Origin of the sequence: Pseudomonas sp. SIMBA_067 (genome assembly GCF_046534675.1) — a bacterium.
Lineage (GTDB): Bacteria > Pseudomonadota > Gammaproteobacteria > Pseudomonadales > Pseudomonadaceae > Aquipseudomonas > Aquipseudomonas putida.
The window spans coordinates 1-238 of the sequence record NZ_JAWRYH010001299.1; the positions used below are offsets into that span (position 1 = coordinate 1).

The following is a 238-nucleotide window of genomic DNA, read 5'->3' on the forward strand; positions in this document are numbered from 1 at the left end:
AGCGCTTGCTCCAGTGCCTGGCTGTCGAGCGCCTGACCTGCCTTGAGCAACAGCGCCTGGTTCCAGTGGTGGCGCTGGGCAATGTCCTGCTCGAAGAACGATTGCTGGATCGGCAGCAGCAGGGTCTGGCAAGTGGCAGCCTTCTGCTCGATCAGCAATCCGCCTTCGTCCCCTTGCCTGGCGACCGAGGCCAGCCCTTGGACGGTCTGGTGCTGGAACAGCTCTTTGGGGGTGAAGC

1 protein-coding gene is annotated in these 238 nt (G+C 63.4%); it reads right to left on the reverse strand.

Annotation, left to right across the window (positions count from 1 at the left end; all coding sequences use genetic code 11):
* Positions 1-238, reverse strand: a 238-nt coding sequence (locus SB765_RS33520) for a hypothetical protein (protein WP_410933021.1), incomplete at both ends; no start/stop codon positions are given.